Here is an 18159-nt window from a genome sequence, read left to right on the forward strand (position 1 = left end):
CTTCCTCGGTCCCATCATCGCCAATCCTCCCACCCATCGGCGGAATTGAATCAGCACCACGGCCCTCGATCAAGCGCGGGTTTTTCAACGGAATACGCCCTCCCTGCCGATTGCCTTCGCGGTCGCGGCGAGAACCGCGCAGGAGCGGCGAATGGCGGGAAGGTCCCGCATAGCGGCCATGCGAGCGAACCGCTGCGCAGGAACGTTCTTCGCCTTTGGCCGTCATTCGACTGCATCGCTGCCAAGTCCCCTTTCGACGCAAATCCGCTCTTTGCAGCCAAACAGCGGCGAGATGGGGTTTCGGTAAAAGCGTCAAGCGTGCACAGTCCCGCGCAGACGGAAAAAGGGCGGCCTGCGAGCCGCCCCTTCCGTAAAACGCGACGCCGGAGCGGTCACTCGACGGTGTATTCCACCGGCATCTCGTAGCCCGTCGCGGCGACCGCGGCGATGTAGGTCTTCATGACCTCGGTGCCGGGCATGCCGCGGCTGTCGGCTTCCTTGGCCTGCTGGTTGGGGAAGCTCACGAGGCTCTGGGCCCAGCCCGCGCGCGCCTCGGCGGACAATTCGCGGATCTCGGCGCCCACCTCGCGCAGGCCTTCGAGCCCGGCGGCCTGCCGCGCATTGTTGGACGCGCCCGACTGGTCCTCGTAGGCCCGGCCCACTTCCACGATGATCTGACGCACGTCCTCGGGCAGGCTGTCGAACTTGCGCTGGTTCATGGTCAGCGCGTTCACGCCCATCGCGCCGAAGCCGATCAGCGTGTAATAGGGCGAGGGCTCGTAGAACTTGAAGCCGAGATAGGCCGAGGGGAACATCAGCCAGCCGTTATAGACCCCGGTCTGCAGCGAGAGGTAGCCGTCGGGCAGGGTGGATTGCACCGGCACGGCCCCGGCGAATTCGAGCCACGGCAGGTTCGGACCGGCGCCGCCGATCTTCACGCCCTGCAGATCCGCCACCGTCTCCCAGGGATCGGTGGTGCCGAGGTGGTAATTGTCCCAGCCGTGCAGGCCCAGCAGGACCTGGTCGTATTCGGCGGTGAACTGCTCGGTGAGCCAGGGCACCGCGTCATAGGTCGCGCGCACCGCCTGCATGCCCTGCGCCGCGTCCTGCGGCCCGAAGGGCGTGTAATAGGGGAAGTTGTGCAGGAAGAGCTTCGCCGGCTCAAAGCAGATGCAATAGGCGCCGATATCGAGAATGCCGTTCTGCACCGATTCCAGCGTCTCGGCCACGCCGGCGATGGCGCCGCCATAGCCCTCGACGAACTCGATCGTGTGCTCGGTCTCCTCGGCCACGCGGCGCTTGACCTCGGGCACGAAGAAATCGGCCACGTCCGCCACGTAGACCGCGGGGCCATTGGGGTGTCCGGCGCCGATCCTGAGGGTGATATCCTCGGCAAGGGCCGCGGTCGCGCCGCAGGACATCGCCGTCGCCGCGAGCGCGATGCTGCGCGCGTAAGCCGTCTTGTTCATCTGTGTCTCCTCCCTGGTATCGCGTGAGCTAGGCGGCGGCGCCGTTCCGGCGTCTATTTATCGACCGCTAACTACAGGCGCATTCCCACACAGAATATCGATCCGGTCAAGCTGGCGTCGCGGCGAACGCCTCTTATTTATCGGTTGCTAATTAAATGCCTTGACCAAAATCCGAGATTCAGTAGCGTTCCCTGAAGCTTTGGCGGCAACAGGCAGGGGAGGGTCTGATGCAGGTGCCCATCAAGATATCGAGGGCGATCCATCTGATTTCCGCGCTCTGGACGCTGGCGCTCGCGGCGCTGATCTTCGGCGACGTGATCGGGCGGACGGTCTTCACCGCGCCCATCCCCGGCACGAAGGAAATCCTGCAGAATTCCATCGTGTCCATCGCCTTCCTGCAATTGCCACTGGCGATCTATTCGGGCTCGATGCTGCGCACGACGATCTTCGCGGACGCGGTGCCGCCGTTGGCGCGGCGCGTCCTGCGCACCTTCGCGGCGCTTCTGGGCCTGCTTGTCTTCATCGGGCTGGTCTGGAGCACGCTGCCCTCCTTCCTCGATGCCTACCGGATCGGCGAATACGAGGGCGAGGGATCGCTGCGGGTGCCCACATGGCCGGTGCGCGGCGTCGTGCTGGCGATGTCGGCCTTTGTCGGGCTCGCCTACCTGCAGATGATCTGGCTCGACTGGCGCGGGCGGCTGATCGACGAGTCCGAAGCGCCCGGCGCCTTCGCGCCCATCGGCGGCCAGGACTGAGACAAGAACAAGAAAAGACGGGGGAGGGCGGATATGGGCGGAGATATCGTACTTTGGATGCTGGCGCTGCTCATCCTGCTGATCTTCCTGGGTGTGCATATCGGCGTGGCGCTGGCGGTCTGCTCGGCGCTCGGCGTGTGGTTCATGCTGGGCAGCTTCGAGGCGGCGGTCTCGATCCTCGGCAACACCGCCTACGAGGCCGTGCGCAAGGATGTCTTCGCGGTCATCCCGCTTTTCGTGTTGATGGGCGATTTCATATCGCGCTCAGGGGCCGCGTCGGATCTCTACCGCATCTGCGACCGCACGCTGAAACGCCTGCCGGGACGGCTCGCGATCGCGACCATCGCGGGCAACACCGTCTTCGCTGCCGTGACGGGCGTCTCCATCGCCGCCGCCGCGGCCTTCTCGCGCATCGCCTATCCGGAGATGAAGCGCGTGGGCTACAAGCAGACCTTCGCGCTGGGGGCGGTGGCGGGTTCGGCCTGTCTCGGCATGCTCATCCCGCCGTCAGTTTTGCTGATCGTCTGGGCCATCCTGACCGAGATGAGCGTGGGCGCGCTCTTCATCGCGGGCATCATCCCGGGCATCGTGCTGGCGCTTCTCTTCACCGCCTATGTGGTGGTCTCGGCCATGCGCAAACCCGAGATCGCGCCGGCCTTCCAGGAGGACCTCGTGCCGCTGACGCCCGAGGAGCTGCGCTCCGAACTGGTGGGCGGGCTCGGCATCCTCGCGCTCATCCTGCTGGTGATCGGCGGCATCTGGACGGGCATGTTCACGCCCACCGAAGCGGCGGGGTTCGGCGCCATCGGCGCGCTGGTGATCGGCCTCGTCAAGGGCATGCGCGGGCGCGAGATCCTCGAGGCCATCTACCAGGCGGGGCGCACCACCGCGCCCATCATGTTCCTCCTGATCACCGCGCAGATGTATTCGCGCCTGCTGGCCATCGGCGGCGCGGTGAACTTCATCCAGGGGCTGTTCTTCGGGCTGGGCGTCGAGCCGTGGATGATCATCGCGCTGATGATGGTGATCTGGATCGTGCTGGGAATGCTGGTCGACTCGGTGTCGATCATCCTGCTGACGGTGCCGATCTTCGCCCCCATGGCGGCCGTTCTCGGACTCGATCCGCTGGCCTTCGCGATCTTCGGCATCCTGGTGATCGAGGCGGGGCTGCTCACGCCGCCTTTCGGGCTTCTTGTCTATACCGTGAAGGGCTCTGTGCCCGATCCGGACGTGACGCTCGGGCAGATCTTCGTGGGCTCGACGCCCTATTTCCTGCTGATCCTCGTGGCGGCGCTGATCGTGCTCTTTGTTCCGGCGCTGGCGACGTGGCTGCCGCAGGCGATGCTGTAGCGATGGCGTGGCGATCGCAGCCCGCGCAGGGCCGGACACTCCGCCCGGCGCAAGGCGCACAAGAGGCGCCCCTCGGACGGCAGCCGCCGCCGCGCCGGGTCCTTCACCACCTGCGCCAGTGCCGGTTTCTCCATGATATTTTCCCTTGAGCGCATGCCACTCTAGATTTTCTCCGATCAGCAATGCGGGAGGTCACGATGGATCTGGGTTTCTTCACCATGCCGATTCACCCGGTCGACAAGGACTGGCGGCAGTCGCTGGCCGAGGATCGCGCGGCCTTCCTGCTGGCCGACGAGCTGGGCTTCACCGAAGCCTATGTGGGCGAGCACGTGACCGATGCGGCGGAAAACATCACCAGCTGTGCGATGTTCATCGCCTCGCTCGCCTCGGCGGTGAAGCGGATGCGGCTGGGCACCGGCACGGTCAACATGCCCAACAGCCATCCGGCGGCGGTGGCCGCGCAGGTGGCGATGCTCGATCACATGCTCGACGGGCGGTTCAATTTCGGCATCTCGCCCGGCGGGCTCGCCTCGGATGCGGAGGTGTTCGGCAATCTCGACCGCGACCGTCCGGGCATGTTCCTCGAGGCGATCAACATGGTGCTGGAGATCTGGGCGCGCGAGGCGCCCTACAACATCAAGGGCGAATACTGGGAGGTCTCGACCGAGCGCACCCAGATGACCGAGATCGGGCAGGGCATCATGCCCAAGCCCCTGCAACGCCCGCATCCGCCCATCGTGGTGACCGCCGTGGCGCCGTTTTCCAAGGGCGTGACCGAGGCGGCGGCGCGCGGCTGGGAGCCGATCAGCGCGAACTTCCTGATGCCGCAATGGGTCAAGAGCCACTGGCCGAAATATGTCGAGGGCTGCGAACGGGCGGGACGGCCCGCCGACCTGACCAATTGGCGCGTCGCAAAAAGCGTCTTCGTGGCCGACGACCCGGACACCGCACGGGCCTACGCCACCGATCCGAATAGCCCCTACCGGTTCTATTACAGCCAGCTCCTGACCAAGATGCGCAAGCATAACCGGCTGGGATTGTTCAAGGAATACCATGATCAGCCGGATGAAGAGGTCACGCTCGATCATGTCTGCGAGCGGCTCATCATCTGGGGCACGCCTGACAAGGTCGCCGACGATCTGATGGCCTTCCGCGAAGAGGTGGGCGCCTTCGGCACGCTTCTGGTCGCGGGCAAGGACTGGGCCGATGTGGAGCTGTCGCGCCGCTCGAAGGTGCTGCTGGCCGAACAGGTCAAGCCCAAGATCGACGCAGCCGAGCGCGCATCGGCGCAGGCCGCGCAATGAACATCGCGGCCGATCTGGGTCATGTCCGGCTGAATTACCGGATCGACGGGGCGGAGGAGGCGCCCTGGCTGATCCTGTCGAACTCGCTCGGTGCGGATCTGTCCATGTGGGACGACCAGATGGCGGTTCTGTGCGAAACCTACCGGGTGCTGCGCTACGACACGCGCGGCCATGGCGGATCGTCGACGCCCGAGGGGCCCTACACATTCGGCGATCTGACGGGCGACGTGCTGGGGCTGATGGACCATCTGGGGATCGAGACGGCGTCCTTCATGGGGCTGTCGATGGGCGGGATGACCGGGCTTGGCCTTGCCATCCGTCACGGGGCGCGGATGCGGCAGGTGATCTGCGCCGATGGCCGCGCCGATGCGCCCCAACCGATCCGCGAGATGTGGGATCAGCGCATCGCCAAGGTTGAGGCGGGCGGGCTCGAGGCCATCGTCGACGGTACGCTCGAAAGCTGGCTGACCGAGGACTGGCGCGCGGATAACCCGGACCGCGTGGCGGCGATCCGGCGCATGATCCTCGGCAACGATCCGGCGGGCTATATCGCCTGTTGCCGGGCGCTGAAGGGGCTCGATTACCTGCGGCACCTGCCCGATGCGCAGGCGCCGATCCTCTTTTTGGGCGGCCGCGAGGACAAGGGCGCCGCACCCGAGGTGATGCAGGCCATGGCCGAGGCCACGCCGGGCGGCGCCTATATCGCGATTCCCGACGCCGCGCATCTGGCCAACATCAACCGGCCCGAGGCGTTCAACATCGCCATTGCCGACGTGCTGGGCCTGCCCGACCCGTCGCACCCGGCATGAGCGTGGACACCCCCGTGCCCGATCCGGCGGCGATGCCGCGCCTCGCCTATCTGCCGGTCGCGCTTTTCGGCATGACGATGGGGCTTCTGGGCCTCGGCCTTGCGGTCTATGCGGCGGGGTTCGCGACGCTGTCCTTCTGGATCGGCGGGGTGGGCAGTCTCGTGCTCGCGGTGCTTCTGGGCGCCTATGCGCTGAAGGCGCTGCGCTATCCGGGCCATGTGGCGCGGGAATGGGGCGATCCGGTGCGGCTCGCCTTCTTCCCGGCGGCCAGCCTGTCGGTGATCCTGATCGCCCTCCTGATCTGCCGCGACGCGCCGGCGCTGGCCCGGCCGCTTTGGATCGTGGGGGCCGGCGTGCAGGCGGTGATGACGGTGATCGTCTTCTCCGCATGGATATCGCACCGGGCCTTCGGGCCCGGGCAATTGTCGCCCGCCTGGTTCATCCCGGCGGTTGGCAACGCGGTCGTGCCCGCGGCGGGCGTGCCCCTGGGATATGTCGAGCTGAGCTGGTATTTCTTCGCCGTCGGCGTTCTTTTCTGGATCGTGCTGCTGACGCTGGTCTTCAACCGGCTGATCTTTCACGATCCGATGCCCGGCCGGATGCGGCCGACGCTGGTGATCCTGATCGCGCCGCCCGCGGTCGCGTGCCTCGCCTGGCTGCAACTCAATGGCGGCGTGCTGGACGCGCCCGCGCGCATCTTCATCAACCTGGGCTATTTCTTCGCCGCGCTCGTGGCGGTGCGGCTGCCATCGCTCTTGAAACTGCCCTTCGCCCTGTCCTTCTGGGCGCTGTCCTTTCCGCTGGCGGCGCTCACCAGCGCGAGCTTCCAGTTCGGCGCGCTGGCGGACTCGGCGCTGCATCGCGGGATCGGCTGGGTGCTGCTGGCGCTGCTATGCGTGGTGATCGGCGCGCTGAGCCTGCGGACGCTGAAAGCCGCGCTGGCGGGTCAGATCTGCGTGCCAGACTGAACGCGCGGGCGTTGCCGGGCGCCGGTTCTCAGGGATCGAAGGGATGGGCGGCCAGCCGGTCGGCGATATCCTCGTCGAGCGGCGTCTCGAAGGAATTCAGGATGAAACCCAGCGTCGAATAGAACCCCACCGTCGCCATCAGGTCGAGCAGGGCCGCCTTGCCATAGGCCGCGAGCAGCGCCTGCCGTGTCGCGGGCGCGAGGCGCTTGGTGTCGAAAAGCTCGTCCACCGCGTCGGTCAGAAGCCGGTCCTCGTCGTTCATCGCGGCCTTGGGGCCCATCGTGGTGGCGATGCGGCTATCGGAGAGCCCGGCCGCCCGGGCCCGTTCGATATGCTGTTGCCACTCGTATTCCGACCCCAGCCGGAAGCCCGTCCGCAGGATCACCACCTCGGCCCGCACCGGACCGAGGGCCGTGTGATGGACGATGTGATCCCGAAGCCCCGACCAGGCGCGCAGCAGATCGGGGTGATGCGCCATTGTGCGATAGATGTTGAGCCGCCCGGCGAAGCCCGTGCGCAGATCGGCCAGCGCCTCGGGCCAGTCCTGATCCGCGAGCGGGGCGAGGGGGGAAACACTGGTCATCTGTCAATTCGTCCAAGCGGACGCCCGAGGCCGCCGGTCATGCCACGTCGAAGGGTTCGAAGCTGGCGGGCCGGGCGCGGTGCCAGCGGTCGAGATAGCCGAACGCGTCCTTTTCCTCGCGCAGCAGGAAGCCGTCGGGCAGGTAGGGATAGACCTCCTCGCCGGTGACCATGTCGCGGGCGCTTTCGCGCATCAGCAGGTGATGGGGGCGGAAATCGCCGGGCTGGGCGAGGCCCGCGGCCCCGGTCATCTCGGCCAGCGCCTTGAGCGTGTTCTGGTGGAAGCGGAAGACACGCTGGGATTTCGAGTCCACATCGAGCGCGCGCTGCCGCATCGGGTCCTGCGTCGCGACGCCGACGGGGCAGTGGTTGGTGTGGCAGGCCTGCGCCTGGATGCAGCCGATGGCGAACATGAAGCCGCGCGCGGAATTGGCCCAATCCGCGCCGAGGGCCAGCGCCTTGGCGATGTCGAACGAGGTCACGAGCTTGCCCGATGCGCCGATCTTCAGCTTGTCGCGCAGGCCCGCGCCGCGCAGCGTGTTATGCGCGAAGACCAGCGCCTCGACGAGCGGCATGCCCATGTGGTTGGCAAACTCGAGCGGCGCCGCGCCGGTGCCGCCCTCCTTGCCGTCGATGACGATGAAATCGGGCACGATACCGGTCTCGAGCATCGCCTTGACGATGCACATGAATTCCCGCCGGTGCCCGATACAGAGCTTGAAGCCCACGGGCTTGCCATGGGCGTTTTCGCGCAGCTTGCCTACGAATTGCACCAGTTCGAGCGGCGTGGAGAATTCCGGATGCGCGGCGGGCGAGATGCAATCCTCGCCCATGGGAATGTCGCGCGCCTCGGCGATCTCGCGCGAGATCTTGGAGGCGGGCAGCATGCCGCCATGGCCGGGCTTGGCGCCCTGGCTCAGCTTCAGCTCGATGAGCTTGACCTGCGGATCGGCGGCCTGATCGGAGAATTTCTGCGCGTCGAAGCGGCCCTCGGGCGTGCGGCACCCGAAATAGCCCGATCCGATCTCGTAGATCAGGTCGCCGCCGCCCTCGCGGTGGTAGCGGCTGATGCCGCCCTCGCCGGTGTCATGGGCGAAGCCGCCCATCTTCGCGCCCTTGTTGAGCGCGCTGATCGCATTGGCCGAGAGCGCACCAAAGGACATCGCCGAGATGTTGTAGAGCGAGGCCTCGTAGGGCGTCTTGCAGTCCGGCCCGCCGATGGTCACGCGAAAATCGTGGTTCTCGATATGTTTGGGCGCGACCGAATGGGTGATCCATTCATAGCCCGAATCGTAGACCCGCTGGCGGGTGCCGAAGGGGCGCTTGTCCTCCACTCCCTTGGCGCGCTGGTAGACGATGGACCGCTTGTCGCGGGAAAACGGCTCCTCGTCCTGATCGCTTTCGATCAGGTATTGCCGGATCTCGGGGCGGATCCCCTCGAACATGAAGCGCATCCGCCCCAGAAGCGGGTAATTGCGCAGGATCGAGTGGCTGGGCTGGGTGAAGTCGTAAAGCCCAAGCGCAAGCAGCACGCCGAAGACCAGCACGCCGAGCCAGAACCAGGCCGACCAGAAGACGCCGATCAGCGCCAGGAGGGTCAGAACGCCGACCCCGATCAATACTGCGAAGCGCATGCCTTCCTCCCCGAAAGTCCAAGCCCGTCAGATGGTTGCGGTGATCGCCCGGTCGAGCTTGTCAACCAGCTCGTCGAGCTGCGCATCCTCGATGATGAAGGGCGGGGCGAGCAGGATGTGATCGCCGGTCTTGCCGTCGATCGTGCCCGACATCGGGTAGCAGATCAGCCCTTCGTTGAAGGCCGCCTTCTTCAGCGCCGCGCCGAGCTTGCGCGCCGGATCGAAGGGCGCCTTGGTGTCGCGGTCGGCGACCAGCTCGATGCCGCGAAAGAGCCCGCGGCCCCGGATGTCGCCCACATGCGGATGCTGGCCGAAGCGGTCCTCGAGGCGCGTCACGAGCTTGTCGCCCTGTTCTTTGACGCGCGCGATCAGCCCCCGGTTCAGGATGGCGCTGACGACCGCATGACCGGCGGCGGCGGCGGCGGGATGCCCGAGATAGGTATGCCCGTGCTGGAAAAAGCCCGATCCGTCGGCGAGGGTCTGGTAGATCTCGGCGGTGCAGAGCATCGCGCCGATGGGCTGGTAGCCCGCGCCGAGTCCCTTGGCGATGCACAGGATGTCGGGCGCGATGCCGTCCTGTTCGCAGGCAAAGAGGCTGCCGGTCCGGCCCATCCCGCACATGACCTCGTCGAGGATCAGCAGGATGCCGTACTTGTCGCAGATCTCGCGGATGCGCTTGAAATAGCCGGGGGCGGGGGCGAGGGCGCCCGCGGTCGCCCCGACGACCGGCTCGGCCATGAAGGCCATGACCGTGTCGGGGCCGACGCGCAGCAGTTCGTCTTCCAGCGCCTGCGCGGCGCGTGCCCCGTATTCCTCGGCGCTTTCGTCGTCGCGGCGGTAGCGGTATTCGTAGCAGGGATCGATATGGCTCACGTCGAGCAGCAGCGGGCCGAATTGCTGGCGGCGCCACTCGTTGCCGCCCGCCGAGAGCGCGCCGATGGTGTTGCCGTGATAGCTTTGCTTGCGGGCGATGAGACGGCCGCGCCCGGGTTCGCCCTTTTCGACCCAGTATTGCCGCGCGAGCTTGATCGCGGCCTCGGTGGCCTCGGACCCGCCGGAGACGAGATAGACGCGGTCGAGATCGCCCGGCGCGTGTTCGATCAGCAGATCCGCCAGCTTCTCGGCGGGCTCCGAGGTGAAAAAGCCGGTATGCGCGAAGGCCAGCTGTTCGAGCTGCGCCTCGATGGCCGCGGTCACGTCTGCATCGCCGTGGCCGAGGCAGGATACGGCGGCCCCGCCCGAGCCGTCGAGATAGCGCTTGCCGCTGTCGTCGATCAGGTAACAGCCCTCGCCGCCGACCGCGCGGGGCGGTGTGGCGTGACAATGACGGGAGAAGATATGCGACATCTTTCGCCTTCCTGCACCGGCTTCAGGGCGCTCTTGGGGGAACGTTCCCACCCACGATAGGCAAAGGCGTCGGGCGCGTAAACAACTGTGCCGCTTCGGTTCGCAGCGGGGGGAAGGCCGGTCTGCAGCGCGTGCGGGACGCTGCAGACCGGTTGCGCGGAGTTGGGGATTTACTCCGCGGCAATCGCGTGTTCGGCGGCGATGGCATCGGCGAGCGCGGCCTCGAACATGGCAAGGCCCTCCTCGATGATCGCATCCGACGCGGTCAGCGGCACCATGATGCGCAGCGCGTTGCCGTGCATGCCGCAGGACAGCAGGATCAGCCCGCGCTTGAGCGCATGGGCGATGACCGACTTGGTGAAGGCCGCATCGGGGGTCGCCATGTCGAAATCGGTGACGAACTCGACCGCCAGCATCGCGCCCAGACCGCGGATGTCCCACATCCGGTAGGGGGCCGTGCGCGCGCCGATCTCGGCGAAGCGGGCGCGGAAGGTCTCGCCCAGCTGGGTGGAGCGGGCCAGAAGGCCCTCGGCCTCGATAGCCTCGATCGCCGCCAGCGCTGCGGCGCAGGCCACGGGGTTGCCGCCATAGGTGCCGCCCAGACCGCCGGGGATCGGCGCATCCATCACTTCGGCGCGGCCGATGACACCGGCCACCGGGTAGCCGCCCGCCATGGACTTCGCCACGGTGATGAGGTCAGGCACGACGCCCGAATGCTCGATGGCGAACCAGGTGCCGGTGCGGCCGAAGCCTGCCTGGATCTCGTCGGCGATGAGCAGGATGCCGTGCTTGTCGCAGATCGCGCGCAGCGCCTGCAGCATCTCGGCGGGCACGGGCACGTAGCCGCCTTCACCCAGCACGGGCTCGATGATCATGGCCGCGATGCGCGAGGGATCGGCATCGGTCAGCATCAGCGTCTCGAGGCCCTTGAGCGCATCCTCGACCGTCACGCCGTTGCGGGCATCGGGGAAGGGGGCGCGGAAGATGTCGGACGGGAAGGGACCCACGTCCTTCTTGTAGGGCGCGATCTTGCCGGTCATGCCGAGCGTCAAGAGCGTGCGGCCGTGATAGCCGCCCGAGAACGCGATGACGCCGGGGCGCCCGGTATGGGCGCGGGCGATCTTCACGGCGTTCTCGACCGCTTCGGCGCCGGTGGTCACGAGCAGCGACTTCTTGGCGAAATCGCCCGGTGCCAGCGCGTTCAGCTTTTCGGCGAGCGCCACGTAGGGCTCGTAGGGGACGACCTGGAAGGAGGTGTGCGTATAGCGGTCTTCCTGCGCCTTGGCGGCGGCGATGACGCCGGGGTGACGGTGACCGGTGTTCAGGACCGCGATGCCGCCGGCGAAATCGATGTAGCGGTTGCCCTCGACATCCCACAGCTCCGCGTTCTCGGCATGGGCGGCGAAGACGGGGGCCGCGGAGGCGACGCCGCGCGGCACGGCCGCGTTCTTGCGCGCCAGAAGCGCCGCGTTCGTGGTGGCCGAAGCGACCTGCGCGCTGGCGGAGGCGAGCGCGGTGCTCATCGCCGTCTCGGCGATGTTGGCCTGACGCACGGGCGCCGCCGTCTCGGTCTTGGCCTCGGTCTTTGCGGCCTTCGTGGTCTTCGCGGTCTGGGCCTTGGAACGGGTGGTCTTCCGGGTGGTCTTGGTCATGGCACGCTCCGGCGTGAAAAGGGTCAGATGAGAAAATCCATACGCCGCTTAATATAATTGTCAATCGACGATTTCACGCAGCAGCGCACCGGCTGAAAGACGCCGAAAGGCCCCGTTCGGGTAAGCCGCCTTTGCGCAAAACACCCATTGACCCGCGCTGCGCCCCGGCGCTTAATAAATCAACCGGGCGATTAGCAAGGAGTTCGAATGGACGTCGGAGGCCGATTGAGGGCAGTGAGGGAGGCGCGCAGGATGTCCCAGCGCGACCTGGCGGCACGGGCCGGCATGACCAACGGTGCCATTTCGCTGATCGAGCAGAACAAGTCGAGCCCGTCGGTCTCTTCGCTCAAGGCGCTGCTCGATGCGATCCCGATGACCATGTCGGAATTCTTCTCCGAGGTCGAAGGCTCCGAACCCTCGAAATACTTCTACAGTCAAAGCGACTTCGTCGAGTTGTCGCCGCAGGACATGGGCATGGGCGAGACCGCCGCGCGGGTATCCCTGCGCCAGCTCGGCAATGCCGTCGATCACAGCCTGCAGGTGCTGCACGAACATTACCCGCCGGGCGCCGATACCGGCCCCGACATGCTGAGCCATCAGGGCGAAGAGGCGGGAATCGTCGTCTCAGGCATCATCAAAATCACCGTCGACGACCAGGAGCGGGTGCTCAATCCCGGGGAGGGCTACCTCTTCGACAGCCGCTTACCGCACAGATTTCAGAACATCGGTGACGTTCCGTGCGTCATTATCAGCGCCTGCACGCCGCCGAGCTTCTGAGATTTGCAATCCTCCGGGAAGGCTCCTAGCCTGCCCGGTACCAGAACCCGGCGCGTCAGATGCCGGGCCCAAATTTATCGAATGGGAGAAATTCGTATGAAGACGATCAGAACCGCCGCTTTCTCGACAATCGCGCTGATGGCCGCCTCCGGCGCCTCCGCGCAGGAATTCATCACCATCGGCACCGGCGGCCAGACCGGCGTTTACTACGTGGTCGGCCAGTCCATCTGCCGCCTGGTGAACCGCGGCACCGAGGAGCACGGCCTGCAATGCACCGCCCCCTCGACCGGCGGCTCGGTCGCGAACATCAACGCGATCAAGGCAGGCGACCAGACCATGGGCGTCGCGCAGTCGGACCAGCAATATTACGGCTATAACGGCGAGCAGAGCTTCGAGGAGCCCATCGAGGAGCTGCGCGCGGTCTTCTCTGTCCACCCCGAGCCCTTCACCGTCGTCGCCCGCGGCGATTCGGGCATCGCGACCTTCGACGACCTCAAGGGCAAGCGCGTGAACATCGGCAACCCGGGCTCCGGCCAGCGGGCGACGATGGACGTGGTGATGGAAGCCGCCGGCATGACCGCCAGCGATTTCTCGCTCGCCTCCGAGCTGAAGGCGACCGAGCAGGCGCAGGCGCTTTGCGACAACAAGATCGACGCCTTCGTCTACCAGGTCGGCCATCCGAACGGCTCCATCCAGGAAGCGTTCTCGTCCTGCGACGCGCAGTTCGTGGCGGTCACCGGCGATTACATCGACAGCCTGGTCGACTCGAATGCCTTCTACGCGACCGCGACCATCCCGGCCTCGCTCTATGAAGGCATCGAGGAAGACACCCCGACCTTCGGTGTGCGCGCGACCTTCGTGTCCTCGTCCAACGTGTCCGAAGACACCGTCTACACCGTGGTGAAGGCCGTCTTCGACAATTTCGACCGCTTCAAGCGCCTGCACCCGGCTTTCAGCAACCTCGACCAGGAAGAGATGATCTCGGCCGGTCTGTCGGCGCCGCTGCATGACGGTGCGGCCAAGTATTACCGCGAAATGGGCTGGATGGAGTAATCGCTCCACCCTGATGCCGCGGGCCCGGAACCACGGGCCCGAGACAAGGGGAGGGTCCGGCGCTGACGCGCCGGGCCGCCCGTTCCGAGAATTCGATGCAGCGGTTTTCAAGAACAGACGGATCAGAGCGGACGCCTTGCGAAGAAGCCGCCGGTCCCACCGATAGGGAACAGGGATAATGAGCGATCAGAAGAACCAGGGCCAGGCCGCGGCGGTCGAAAACCAGGCCGCCGGCAAGGCGGGCCTCAGCCAAGAAGAACTCGACGAACTGGTCGCTTCCTCCGATGCGGGTGGACGGTCGCCCTCGGGCCCGGTCGGCATCCTCATCATGCTCGTGGCGCTCGCGTGGTCGCTGTTCCAGCTTTGGATCGCCTCGCCCATCCCGTTCATGGTTGGCTGGGGCGTCTTCAACGACACCGAAGCGCGCGCCTTCCACCTCGCCTTCGCGATTTTCCTCGGCTTTCTCGCCTATCCCGCCGCGCGCACGCCGTTCCAGCTGACGCTCGGCATCCTCGTGCCGCTGGTCCTGACGGGCCTCTTCTGGCTCGGGGCCGATGCGGGCACCGGCTGGTGGATCCCCATCGTGGGCCTTGCGGTGATCGCGGGCGTGGCGCTCGGCTCGCCCAAGGACCGGGTGCCGGTCTGGGAATGGGCCATGGCCATCGCCGGCGCGGCCACCGCGCTTTACATCTTCTTCGCCTATGAGGGCATCGCGACCCGCGTCGGCGCGCCCATCCAGCAGGACCTGATCGTCGGCGCCATCGGCCTGATGCTGCTTCTGGAAGCCACGCGCCGGTCGCTCGGCCCCGCGCTGATGATCGTGGCGACGGTCTTCCTGTGCTATACCTTCCTCGGCCCCTACATGCCGCAGCTCATCGCCCACAGCCAGAAATCGCTGGGCGTCGTGGTCAACCACCAGTGGATCACCACCGAGGGCGTCTTCGGCATCGCGCTCGGCGTCTCGACCTCGTTCGTGTTCCTGTTCGTTCTGTTCGGCTCGCTGCTCGACAAGGCGGGGGCCGGGAATTACTTCATCCAGGTGGCGTTCTCGCTGATGGGTCACATGCGCGGCGGCCCGGCGAAGGCGGCGGTCGTGTCCTCGGCCATGACCGGCCTCATCTCGGGCTCGTCCATCGCCAACGTGGTGACCACCGGCACCTTCACCATCCCGCTGATGAAGAAGGTGGGCTTTTCGTCCGAAAAGGCGGGCGCGGTCGAGGTGGCCTCGTCGGTGAACGGCCAGATCATGCCGCCCGTCATGGGCGCCGCGGCCTTCCTCATGGTCGAATATGTGGGCATTCCCTATTTCGACGTGGTCAAGCACGCCTTTCTGCCGGCGGTCATTTCCTACATCGCCCTCGTCTACATCGTGCATCTGGAGGCGATGAAGCAGAACATGCAGGGCCTGCCGCGGGCCTACACGCCCAAGCCCATCGTGCAGCGCCTGATCGGCATCGCCTTCATCGTGGGCTTCATCTGTGCGCTGAGCTTCGCGGTCTATTACGGCATGGGCTGGGTCCGCGTCGTCTTCCCCGACACGGCGGGCTACATCATCTTCGTCTTCCTGACGCTCGTCTATATGGGCCTGCTCTACATCGCCTCGAAAGAGGAGATCCCGACGCTGGAGAAGGACAGCGAGGAGCCGCAGGTGCTGCCCCTGCCGGGACCGACCGTGCGGTCGGGTCTGCACTTCATCCTGCCGGTCGTGGTGCTTGTCTGGGCGCTGATGGTCGACCGCCTGTCGCCCGGCCTCTCGGCCTTCTGGGCCGCGGCCTACATGATCTTCATCCTCGTGACCCAGCGGCCCCTGACCGCCCTGATGCGCGGCGAGAGCAACTTCGCCACCGAAACCACGCGCGGCTTCGTCGATCTGCTCGACGGTCTCGTGACCGGCGCGCGCAACATGATCGGCATCGGCATCGCCACGGCGACGGCGGGCATCATCGTCGGCGCGGTCAGCCAGACCGGCGTCGGATCGGCGCTGGCGGACGTGGTCGAGGTGCTCTCGGGCGGCAACATCATGGCCATCCTCGTGCTGACGGCGATCCTGTCGCTGATCCTCGGAATGGGTCTGCCGACGACGGCCAACTACATCGTCGTCTCGGCGCTTCTGGCCCCGATCATCGTCACGCTGGGCCAGCAGAACGGCCTCATCGTGCCGCTGATCGCCGTGCACCTCTTCGTCTTCTACTTCGGGATCATGGCGGATGTGACGCCGCCCGTGGGCCTTGCCTCCTTCGCGGCGGCGGCGGTGTCGGGCGGCGATCCGATCCGCACCGGCGTGGTGGCGTTCTTCTACAGCCTGCGCACCGCCGCGCTGCCGTTCCTCTTCATCTTCAACACCGATCTGCTGTTGATCAACGTGGGCTGGGGGCAGGGAATATTCGTCTTCGTGACCGCGACGGTGGCCATGCTGCTCTTCGCGGCGGCCACGCAGGGCTGGTTCCTTGCCAAGAACCGCATCTACGAGACGCTGGCGCTGCTGCTCATCGCCTTCACGCTGTTCCGTCCGGGCTTCTGGATGGACATGGTGGCCCCGCCCTTCGAACGGGTCGCGCCCTCCAATATCGAGGAGGCGGCGATGCAGACGCCCGTGGGCGACAACCTCAGGCTCGAAGTGTCGGGCGTGGACGAGGTCGGCGCGCCGATCACCTTCGTGGCGCTGCTGCCGATCAGCGAAGGCGACACGGGAGAGGACCGGCTGTTCAATTCGGGCCTTGAATACATCAAGGACGGCGACAGCGTGGTGATCGACAACGTGACCTTCGGCAGCCCCGCCGCCGAGGCCGGGTTCGACTGGGACCAGGTCGTAGAGGTGGTCCGCATGCCGGTGCCGCAACCGTCCAAATACTGGATGTTCCTGCCGGCCTTCGCGCTTCTGGCCATGGTCGTCTTCATGCAGCGCGGCCGCGGCCGGCCCGAACCGGCCACGGCCTGAGCCCCAGAAGGAGTGAAAGACATGTTCGACAAGGTGCTTCTTCCGGTCGACCTCAACCATCCCGCAAGCTGGGAGAAGGCCTTGCCCGCCGCACGGCGCTGCGTCAGCGACGCGGGCGAGATCCATCTTCTGGGCATCGTGCACGATCTGGGTTCGGCCATGATCGCGTCCTTCCTGCCGGAGGGCTTCGAGAAGAAGGCGATGGAGACGCTGAAGCAGGGGCTTCTCGACCTCGCGGCCAAGGAGGAGGGGGCCCATGGCAAGCTCGAGGTACATGTGGCCCACGGACACATTCCCGAGACAATCCTGCGGGTGGCGGACCAAATCTCCGCCGATCTGGTTGTCATGGCGTCCCATCCGCCGCATGAGCTGCAGACGATGCTGGTAGGATCAAGCGCCGACAAGGTCGTGCGCCACGCCACCATCCCCGTTCTGGTTGTCCGATAGACGACCGACTTCGGCGGCGGGATCGTCCGCGCCGCCGCAACTCCCAAGGAGGCTTTGGCCTATATGACTCCCTTTGCAATTGCCGGTGTGCAGATGCATGTCTCAGCGCTTCACTCGAACGTGGAGGCCATGCGCCACCGCATCGACATCCTGATGGCGCGCTTCCCCTGGACCCAGATGGTCCTGTTTTCCGAACTGGCGCCCTACGGCCCGCTCGACCAATACGCCCAGCCCTTCCCGAACGATGCGCTGGCGCAGTTCCAGGAGGATGCCCGCCGCTACGGCATCTGGCTCATCCCCGGCTCGATGTTCGAGAAGATGCCCGACGGGCGCATCTTCAACACCTCCGTGGTGATCAATCCCGAGGGCGAGATCGTCCGCAAGTATTCCAAGATGTTCCCGTTCAAGCCCTATGAGCAGGGCATCGCCTCGGGCACCGATTTCTGCGTCTTCGACGTGCCCGACGTGGGCCGGTTCGGCCTGTCCATCTGCTACGACATGTGGTTCCCCGAGACCACGCGCCAGCTGACCAGCCAGGGCGTCGAGGTGCTGCTGCACCCGGTGCTGACCGGCACCACCGACCGCGAGGCCGAGATCTCCATCGCCAAGGCCACGGCGGCGCAGTTCCAGTGCTACGTGATCGACGTGAACGGTCTGGGTGCAGGCGGCGTCGGCCGGTCGCTGGTGGTCGATCCCTCGTCCACGGTGCTGCACCAATCGGCGGGGCAGGAGGACATGTTCCCGATCGAGATCGACCTCGACATCGTCCGCCGCCAGCGGGAAACCGGCCTCAAGGGTCTCGGCCAGGTGCTGAAGAGCTTCCGCGACCGCGAGGCCGAATTCTCGGTCTATGACCGCACGAGCGGGGTCGACAGCTATCTCAACACGCTGGGTCCGCTGCAGACGCCGCACAAGGGCTCGCGCGCAGGCGTCGACATGGCCGATCCCCGCAGCGCGCTGGCGCAGGAACGGATCGCCGGGGACGCCACTCTGGCCGCACCGGTCTTCAAGGGCCGCACCGGCACCCACTGAAACGAAACGGCACGTATCGCGCCCGGCACCATGACCGGGACA

General features: G+C 66.2%; 16 protein-coding genes. 10 read left to right on the top strand and 6 right to left on the bottom strand.

The window, feature by feature from the left end; genetic code table 11:
• Both BW990_RS22325 and BW990_RS15765 read right to left on the bottom strand, forming a co-directional pair.
• A partial coding sequence (locus BW990_RS22325) for a hypothetical protein (RefSeq protein WP_234990278.1) occupies window positions 1–226 on the bottom strand: 226 nt, incomplete at its 3' end.
• 166 nt (window positions 227–392) lie between these two features.
• Window positions 393–1469 carry a C4-dicarboxylate TRAP transporter substrate-binding protein gene (locus tag BW990_RS15765; protein ID WP_083950658.1) on the bottom strand — a complete coding sequence of 359 codons (1077 nt, stop codon included), beginning with the start codon at window positions 1467–1469 and terminating at the stop codon, window positions 393–395.
• Between the two features lie 227 nt (window positions 1470–1696).
• Between BW990_RS15765 and BW990_RS15770 the strand changes: the two genes are divergently transcribed.
• The 5 genes from BW990_RS15770 (at window position 1697) to BW990_RS15790 (ending at window position 6655) form a co-directional block, all read left to right on the top strand.
• Window positions 1697–2224, top strand: a complete 528-nt coding sequence (locus BW990_RS15770) for a TRAP transporter small permease (RefSeq protein ID WP_076449469.1) — start codon at window positions 1697–1699, stop codon at window positions 2222–2224.
• A gap of 33 nt (window positions 2225–2257) precedes the next feature.
• On the top strand, window positions 2258–3574 hold the full coding sequence (locus tag BW990_RS15775; RefSeq protein ID WP_076449470.1) for a TRAP transporter large permease: 1317 nt from the start codon (window positions 2258–2260) through the stop codon (window positions 3572–3574).
• A gap of 182 nt (window positions 3575–3756) precedes the next feature.
• On the top strand, window positions 3757–4878 hold the full coding sequence (locus BW990_RS15780; RefSeq protein ID WP_234990279.1) for an LLM class flavin-dependent oxidoreductase: 1122 nt from the start codon (window positions 3757–3759) through the stop codon (window positions 4876–4878).
• Window positions 4875–5687, top strand: a complete 813-nt coding sequence (gene pcaD / locus BW990_RS15785) for a 3-oxoadipate enol-lactonase (protein ID WP_076449473.1) — start codon at window positions 4875–4877, stop codon at window positions 5685–5687. The genes BW990_RS15780 and pcaD overlap by 4 nt, the downstream gene beginning before the upstream one ends.
• On the top strand, window positions 5684–6655 hold the full coding sequence (locus BW990_RS15790) for an SLAC1 anion channel family protein (protein ID WP_076449475.1): 972 nt from the start codon (window positions 5684–5686) through the stop codon (window positions 6653–6655). The genes pcaD and BW990_RS15790 overlap by 4 nt, the downstream gene beginning before the upstream one ends.
• 28 nt (window positions 6656–6683) lie before the next feature.
• On the opposite strand, the gene BW990_RS15795 is transcribed toward BW990_RS15790, so the two are convergent.
• The 4 genes from BW990_RS15795 to gabT all read right to left on the bottom strand — a co-directional run bounded on the left by BW990_RS15795 (window position 6684) and on the right by gabT (window position 11741).
• Window positions 6684–7238 carry a carboxymuconolactone decarboxylase family protein gene (locus tag BW990_RS15795; protein WP_076449477.1) on the bottom strand — a complete coding sequence of 185 codons (555 nt, stop codon included), beginning with the start codon at window positions 7236–7238 and terminating at the stop codon, window positions 6684–6686.
• 37 nt (window positions 7239–7275) lie between these two features.
• Complete coding sequence (locus BW990_RS15800) at window positions 7276–8871, bottom strand: FMN-binding glutamate synthase family protein (protein WP_076449479.1); 1596 nt, start codon at window positions 8869–8871, stop codon at window positions 7276–7278.
• Between the two features lie 27 nt (window positions 8872–8898).
• Window positions 8899–10218: an aspartate aminotransferase family protein gene (locus BW990_RS15805; RefSeq protein WP_076449481.1), complete on the bottom strand. Its 1320-nt coding sequence runs from the start codon at window positions 10216–10218 to the stop codon at window positions 8899–8901.
• 170 nt (window positions 10219–10388) lie between these two features.
• On the bottom strand, window positions 10389–11741 hold the full coding sequence (gene gabT / locus BW990_RS15810) for a 4-aminobutyrate--2-oxoglutarate transaminase (RefSeq protein ID WP_076449639.1): 1353 nt from the start codon (window positions 11739–11741) through the stop codon (window positions 10389–10391).
• Window positions 11742–12077: 336 nt separating this feature from the next.
• Between gabT and BW990_RS15815 the strand changes: the two genes are divergently transcribed.
• From BW990_RS15815 to BW990_RS15835, 5 genes are all read left to right on the top strand, one after another.
• Window positions 12078–12647 carry a cupin domain-containing protein gene (locus tag BW990_RS15815; RefSeq protein ID WP_076449483.1) on the top strand — a complete coding sequence of 190 codons (570 nt, stop codon included), beginning with the start codon at window positions 12078–12080 and terminating at the stop codon, window positions 12645–12647.
• 96 nt (window positions 12648–12743) lie between these two features.
• Entirely contained in the window at window positions 12744–13700 is a 957-nt protein-coding gene (locus tag BW990_RS15820) for a TAXI family TRAP transporter solute-binding subunit (RefSeq protein ID WP_076449485.1), read from the top strand.
• Between the two features lie 178 nt (window positions 13701–13878).
• Entirely contained in the window at window positions 13879–16638 is a 2760-nt protein-coding gene (locus BW990_RS15825; RefSeq protein ID WP_076449494.1) for a TRAP transporter permease, read from the top strand.
• Window positions 16639–16659: 21 nt separating this feature from the next.
• The gene (locus BW990_RS15830; protein WP_076449496.1) at window positions 16660–17085 is read left to right on the top strand and encodes a universal stress protein; all 426 of its coding nucleotides are present in this window, start codon (window positions 16660–16662) and stop codon (window positions 17083–17085) included.
• 63 nt (window positions 17086–17148) lie between these two features.
• Window positions 17149–18117 carry a carbon-nitrogen hydrolase family protein gene (locus BW990_RS15835; protein ID WP_076449640.1) on the top strand — a complete coding sequence of 323 codons (969 nt, stop codon included), beginning with the start codon at window positions 17149–17151 and terminating at the stop codon, window positions 18115–18117.
• Window positions 18118–18159: the final 42 nt, after the last annotated feature.

This window comes from Roseivivax lentus, assembly GCF_900156805.1.
Taxonomy (GTDB): Bacteria; Pseudomonadota; Alphaproteobacteria; order Rhodobacterales; family Rhodobacteraceae; genus Roseivivax; species Roseivivax lentus.

Bases quoted from the DNA above. Each gene is read 5' to 3' on its own strand.
- BW990_RS15765 (WP_083950658.1), bottom strand. From the start codon at position 1,469: ATGAACAAGACGGCTTACGCGCGCAGCATCGCGCTCGCGGCGACGGCG.
- BW990_RS15770 (WP_076449469.1), top strand. From the start codon at position 1,697: ATGCAGGTGCCCATCAAGATATCGAGGGCGATCCATCTGATTTCCGCG.
- BW990_RS15775 (WP_076449470.1), top strand. From the start codon at position 2,258: ATGGGCGGAGATATCGTACTTTGGATGCTGGCGCTGCTCATCCTGCTG.
- BW990_RS15780 (WP_234990279.1), top strand. From the start codon at position 3,757: ATGCGGGAGGTCACGATGGATCTGGGTTTCTTCACCATGCCGATTCAC.
- pcaD (WP_076449473.1), top strand. From the start codon at position 4,875: ATGAACATCGCGGCCGATCTGGGTCATGTCCGGCTGAATTACCGGATC.
- BW990_RS15790 (WP_076449475.1), top strand. From the start codon at position 5,684: ATGAGCGTGGACACCCCCGTGCCCGATCCGGCGGCGATGCCGCGCCTC.
- BW990_RS15795 (WP_076449477.1), bottom strand. From the start codon at position 7,238: ATGACCAGTGTTTCCCCCCTCGCCCCGCTCGCGGATCAGGACTGGCCC.
- BW990_RS15800 (WP_076449479.1), bottom strand. From the start codon at position 8,871: ATGCGCTTCGCAGTATTGATCGGGGTCGGCGTTCTGACCCTCCTGGCG.
- BW990_RS15805 (WP_076449481.1), bottom strand. From the start codon at position 10,218: ATGTCGCATATCTTCTCCCGTCATTGTCACGCCACACCGCCCCGCGCG.
- gabT (WP_076449639.1), bottom strand. From the start codon at position 11,741: ATGAGCACCGCGCTCGCCTCCGCCAGCGCGCAGGTCGCTTCGGCCACC.
- BW990_RS15815 (WP_076449483.1), top strand. From the start codon at position 12,078: ATGGACGTCGGAGGCCGATTGAGGGCAGTGAGGGAGGCGCGCAGGATG.
- BW990_RS15820 (WP_076449485.1), top strand. From the start codon at position 12,744: ATGAAGACGATCAGAACCGCCGCTTTCTCGACAATCGCGCTGATGGCC.
- BW990_RS15825 (WP_076449494.1), top strand. From the start codon at position 13,879: ATGAGCGATCAGAAGAACCAGGGCCAGGCCGCGGCGGTCGAAAACCAG.
- BW990_RS15830 (WP_076449496.1), top strand. From the start codon at position 16,660: ATGTTCGACAAGGTGCTTCTTCCGGTCGACCTCAACCATCCCGCAAGC.
- BW990_RS15835 (WP_076449640.1), top strand. From the start codon at position 17,149: ATGACTCCCTTTGCAATTGCCGGTGTGCAGATGCATGTCTCAGCGCTT.